Genomic DNA, 5,806 nt, shown 5'->3' with positions numbered 1-5,806 from the left:
GTGCCTAACTAGAGACCGTTATAGTTCTCCCCTTAGTTCTCTCTTAAAATATGAAAACAAAGTAAAGGAGACCGTTGTAGCCAATGCGGACATTGAGCATTCAGGTTAAAAACCAAATTTCTAAACAAGAAAGTTCTCAAGTATAAATTCATAATTTATCTTGCAAAAGCTAGATAAATTTAAACCTCAATGAATAAGTCAATTTTCGAAATTTCAAAAATGGATTGTCCTTCAGAAGAAAATCTGATAAGGATGAAATTAGATGAAATCCCTAGTATTAAAAATCTTGATTTCGATATTCCGAATAGAAAATTAACAGTATTTCACGAAGGTGAAATTCAATCTATAGAAGAATCATTAAACGGACTAAAATTAGGAACCAAAAAAATTAAGACGGAACAAACCGACCAAACTGAATTCAAAGAAAATTCTCAACAAAAGAAATTACTTTGGTCTGTACTAGTAATAAATTTTGCATTTTTTATAATAGAAATGACAACTGGCTTAATCTCAAAATCTATGGGGTTAGTTGCAGATAGTTTAGATATGCTAGCAGATTCTTTTGTTTATGGAATTAGTCTTTTTGCTGTAGGAGGTTCAATCGTAAAAAAGAAAAAAATTGCCAATTTAGCTGGTTATTTTCAAATTTTATTAGCGCTAATTGGATTTGCAGAAGTTCTAAGAAGGTTCTTTGGAAATGAAAAACTGCCTGATTTTTCAACAATGATAATTGTTTCAATTTTAGCATTAATTGCAAATGGAATTTGTTTATACCTGCTTCAAAAATCTAAAAGTAAAAAGGAAGCTCATATGAAAGCGAGTATGATTTTCACCTCAAATGATATAATAATAAATGTAGGTGTTATAATTGCTGCTTTACTAGTCAATTGGTTAAATTCAAGTAAACCAGATTTAATTATTGGAACAATCGTATTCATTCTCGTAATTCAAGGTGCTATAAGAATTTTAAAAATTGGTAGGTAGCCGCACTGGCAACAACAACGTATATTCGCAATTGCGGCAATTGAGCGAAAAGAAAGTTTATAGAAACCAGGAATTAAAAAACTAAATCGGACAAATACGTATCTTCACTACCACAACTGACGAATATACGAGACCGTTAGCAATAATTATTTATGAGAAACCTGGGTTCAATAACTTAACGCACCAAATCATAACTTTAGATTTGTTGTATGGAACTAAAAAAACACCGGAGATTATCTCATAAAGAAAGGGTAATTATCCAGACCCTTTTAGAAGAAAATAAGTCCAAATCCTTTATTGCAATCAAGCTGGGTAGATCCCGTTCAACCATTACCCGAGAAGTAAACAGATGGATCACTAAACCAGGGGAATATTACAGTGCTGATATCGCTGATTATATTGCTAAAGACGATTACCTCAATAAAAGAAATAAGGACAAAATAAGCACCTATAAAAGACTGTGTATTTATGTCTATAAAGGACTTTTAAAAGACTGGTCACCGGAACAAATATCCGGAAGAATTAAAGATGATTATCCTAATGATCCGGTAATGACTATTTCTCACGAAGCTATTTATCAGCATATCTATAATAAGCCACAAGCCAGGCTTAATTTAAAGCTTATTAAGCTCCTGGCTAGAGGAACTCAGCGTAGAAGATCTAGAAAGAAAAGTAAAAGGAAGCAGGATTATCGATCAGGTCAGCATTGACCAGCGACCAGCACATATTAACCTTCGAGAAGAAAGCGGTCATTGGGAAGGAGATCTTATGGTGGGAGCCAATCACAAAAGTGTCATTGGAACTATTGTAGAACGCAAGTTTAGATACACCTTAATTGTAAAATTAGACAACAAAAAATCAGATCACGTAAGCAAAAGATTCTCTAAAAAATTGAATCAAATGGATCCAACTTTCAAAAAAACGATGACTTATGACAACGGAATCGAAATGGCAGGACATAAAAAAATTACGCAGAAAACAGGGATGCAAATCTACTTTGCTCACCCCTATTCTTCATGGGAAAGAGGCACCAATGAAAACACCAACGGACTCATCAGAAGATACCTTCCAAAGGGAACAAACTTTAATACCATTGATCAAAAACAACTGAAAATTATACAGGACAAACTCAATAACAGACCACGTAAAATCCTAGGCTACAAAACACCACAGGAAATGATGGATCTTGAACGAAAAAATTTATATTTGAATGCCTAACCTTTAAACTACGCTTTGTTGCGTTACAACCTTGAATCCAGCAAAATTTTTACTCCTATTTCCTTTCCTTGTCTTTATACCCTTTTTAACAATTGGGCAAGAAATTTCATATTACGATTTAAATACTAGTTCTCAAGATTTAAAAAATTTCTTTCTCAGTAGTAACGAATATTTTTCTGGAGGTACAGATGATTTACCTTATTTTCAAGGTAAAATTGATAACAAATACATAAAATTTTATAATTCTACAGGAGTTATTGCCATCATTGACTTTAAAGATAAAAATCAGTATTTGGAATTAGTGAGACAAATTCAGGAAAACGCTTTCTTTCAATATAAAGTTTGTACTGATCCGAATTCAAATATCACTTATAATTACAGAACTGCTCTAGGCAACGCATTTAGATTTAATTTTAATGAAATGAGAATTTCATTAGAATTTCCTTCAGAGATAAATAACTTACTGGATAAGCATTCTTACTTACAAAAAGGATTTGTTTGCATCAGTGAAGATGCATATGCCTTTCATACTAACATTCAATGTGAGGGATTAGGGAATTGTACTAGTGATATTGCTAAAACTAATTTAAGAGAAGCAAAAAATTACGGTTATAAATATTGTGAAATTTGTACTGATGACAGCTACTCAAAACAACTGCTTAAAGAATCTTTAGGTTACTATGATAATTCAAATCATTCTAATTATCAAATTTCAGATATCGATTTGACTTTTGTAAAAAAATATGAAAGTGAATATATGTTTCAAGAAATTTGTGAAACGGAGCCATTAAAATCGGATTTAAAAAGGCAATTTGGAGCAGAATTGTATGATAAATTTATAAACTACATAGCAGTCCAAGGTCCATTAGAAATAAATAATAATAAAGCGCTATTATCATCCTGTATGGCTCATGCCTGCGGTATATATATGTCATCATTATTTATAAATTTTGGAAATAATACTTATTATGCAGGGCTTTTAAATGATGAAGAGGTTTATGTAATATCAAATAATATAAATTTCAATAGTCAAGATTGGAGTACTTTTCCAGATGAATTTGCAGAATGGACAAGGGACGCCCTTAAAGATGCAAATAGTAATAAATAACTATTGCTAACAACGGTTCATCGCCAATAAGCGGCACCGTTAGAAAAAAAATAATTAACTTGACCAACAACAAAATACTAAGCCGACAAATCCGAGTCCCGCACTCCGCCAACTGGCGATAACCGATACCGTTGTAAACAAGAGCTCCAGAAAATTTTTACTCCTTTGAAAAAAGTAATTGTTTTTTTAATTAATTTCCGCCTTCGAAATCAACAGAGAACTTCTTATAAGTTTGGGAATTAATTCCTTGTAAATTTGAATAAAGGGAATTAAATCTTGCCAAATTCTAGAATACTAAATATTCAAAAAAGAGGATAAAATTATTTAAGAAGTAATTGTTTTTTTTAAATCAATTTAATTTTATCCTACATGAAAAAAGAATCAATATTTTCTACAACAATTTTGTTATTTATATTCAGCTTTTATCTATTATCGTGCAGTACAGACGATAATGAAGAAAAACTTGCGCCATTCTCTGCTGACCCATGTGAATTAATCACACCAACACCAGATAGTTTAAGATTCAAAGCTATTTACGATCCACCCTCAATAAAATTAGAACAAAACCATATTTTTTATTCTAACGAAAGAATAGATATTGAATGGAATTTACCTGGAGATTTATGGAATACAGAATTGCAGTTTATAGAAACAAGCGAACCTTTTACATGTGATGATTATTACAAATTTCATCAACTTAATAATAATGGGACAGGATATGGTAACCAATATGTTCATTATTATTATAGTCCTCAAAGCTTAAATATCAGAGATACAATATATGTGAGTTATAGAGCAAGATCCACTGACGTTAAGATGATAAAGGATTATAGCTTATGGACAGCGGTAAAATCATTTATAATTGTACCAACAAATGATTTGAACAAAAGAACTGTTTCAGAGATATATAATTTAAAATTTCTTACAGAAGAAGTAAATCATCATTATTATTCCGGTGTTACTAAATTTCCAAATTACCGCCTTGAGAATATTGCCATTTCTCATGACATTCCATACGAAAAGATAAGATTAGTGAACATTACAGGATTCAATCTTAGTTTTAAAAGCTTCCAAGAAGATGGACAAAATCCGTTTGAGCGAATAATGATAGGGTACGATGAGATGGTGAATCCAGATGAAACCGTTTATCCTTTCGATATTATTGGTGATGCTTATCCCGGTTCCTATGAGGAAAGTCCTATGACAGGTACTCTATACGGGAATTTAGATCGAAATATAGCTGCCGATATGCAAAATTATGATTTGAAAATAGCTTATCATCTTTGGGGTGTAGCTGGAACTGAACAAGAATTGGATATAAATTTAAAATTTGATATTTACTATGAAGATTAATTATTAGTGGCCAATTAATAATTATATAGTCGCTCCAGTTTACAACAACGGTTCATCGCCAATAGCCGGCAGCGTTAGAAAAAAAATAATTAACTTGGCCAACAAACCAATACTAAGCCGACAAAGCCGTGTCCCTTACTCCGCCAACTTGCGATAACCGTACCCGTTGTGCAAAATTTTGAAGAAAATCAGAATTTCTATTGTTAATTAATGTGTTGAAAACCTGGTGTTTAATATTGGATTTTAACGATAGAAGAATTTAACTTTATAAATTCAATTCGTAAAATTTAAAAGAATGGGAAAACAACCTTCGAGACCTAATACTCCGCCTTCGGTTCCAAGTAGACCAAATCCACCTTCTCCAAAACCGAGAAATGTTCCTCCAGTTACTCCTAAACATGCTCCTCCATCACCACCTCCACAAAGAGGTAATCCTCGACCACCTAAAAAATAAATGTAAAGTAATAAATTAACATGCCTAATCCTATAAACATTAGTAAGGCACTTAGGTAGTTAGACCAAATAGTCAGATCACTTAGAATTTCTGATCGATCGTCTAAATTATCAATAACTTTCTTTTGCTTTTTACTCGGTTCATCATTACAATCGATTATATGCTCACACCAACGCCAATCTACTTCATTAGACTTGTGACCTAAAAATTGAGAAATAAAATTTATAATTATTGCCAGAGCTAAAAAAAGACCAGAATATTTAATTATAGAACTTAAATCTAAGTTTTCTTCTTTTAAAAATTTTAAAGCTTCTAAACAGACATAAATTCCAGCGCCACTGATAGAAACAATTAATAAATCAATTCTCTGAACGCCATATTTCATTCCTTCTAAGGATAAAATTTGTCGTTCCTTTAATTTTTGTAGTTTTTCAGTTTTGTCCATTGGAGGTGAATTTTGTATAAATATAAATTTAAAACAAAACTTTGCACAACAACGGTTCATCGCCAATAAGCGGCAGCGTTAGTAAGAAAATAATTAACTTGACCAACAAACCAATCCTAAGCCGACAAATCCGCGTCCCCTACTCCGCCAACTGGCGATAACCGATACCGTTACATGCAAGTGCTCCGAAACGATTTTAGCTACTAAAAACAATAAAAAAGTTAAGCTGACAATTTTAAATTTC

5 protein-coding genes and 1 pseudogene are annotated in these 5,806 nt (G+C 32.0%); 5 read left to right on the top strand and 1 reads right to left on the bottom strand.

The window, feature by feature from the left end; translation table 11 throughout:
* The first annotated feature begins 189 nt into the window (after positions 1-189).
* The 5 genes and pseudogenes from ACSHZO_RS15455 to ACSHZO_RS15435 all read left to right on the top strand — a co-directional run bounded on the left by ACSHZO_RS15455 (position 190) and on the right by ACSHZO_RS15435 (position 5,117).
* Positions 190-984 (top strand): cation transporter, encoded by a 795-nt coding sequence (locus ACSHZO_RS15455; RefSeq protein WP_089665041.1) that lies wholly within the window; start codon positions 190-192, stop codon positions 982-984.
* Between the two features lie 209 nt (positions 985-1,193).
* Positions 1,194-2,202 (top strand): annotated as a pseudogene (locus ACSHZO_RS15450) (IS30 family transposase).
* A 31-nt stretch (positions 2,203-2,233) separates the two neighbouring features.
* Positions 2,234-3,310 carry a hypothetical protein gene (locus ACSHZO_RS15445; protein ID WP_298248362.1) on the top strand — a complete coding sequence of 359 codons (1,077 nt, stop codon included), beginning with the start codon at positions 2,234-2,236 and terminating at the stop codon, positions 3,308-3,310.
* 369 nt (positions 3,311-3,679) lie between these two features.
* Positions 3,680-4,663 carry a hypothetical protein gene (locus ACSHZO_RS15440; protein ID WP_298248361.1) on the top strand — a complete coding sequence of 328 codons (984 nt, stop codon included), beginning with the start codon at positions 3,680-3,682 and terminating at the stop codon, positions 4,661-4,663.
* 295 nt (positions 4,664-4,958) lie between these two features.
* Entirely contained in the window at positions 4,959-5,117 is a 159-nt protein-coding gene (locus tag ACSHZO_RS15435; protein WP_298248360.1) for a hypothetical protein, read from the top strand.
* Here the strand turns inward: ACSHZO_RS15435 and ACSHZO_RS15430 are convergent.
* Entirely contained in the window at positions 5,107-5,562 is a 456-nt protein-coding gene (locus tag ACSHZO_RS15430) for a hypothetical protein (protein WP_298248359.1), read from the bottom strand. The two genes, ACSHZO_RS15435 and ACSHZO_RS15430, sit on opposite strands and share 11 nt — an antisense overlap.
* Positions 5,563-5,806: the final 244 nt, after the last annotated feature.

It is taken from the genome of Christiangramia sp. 3-2217-3z, assembly GCF_051195275.1.
GTDB classification, from domain to species: Bacteria; Bacteroidota; Bacteroidia; order Flavobacteriales; family Flavobacteriaceae; genus Christiangramia; species Christiangramia marina.
This window is presented reverse-complemented; position numbering and strand designations above follow the sequence as displayed.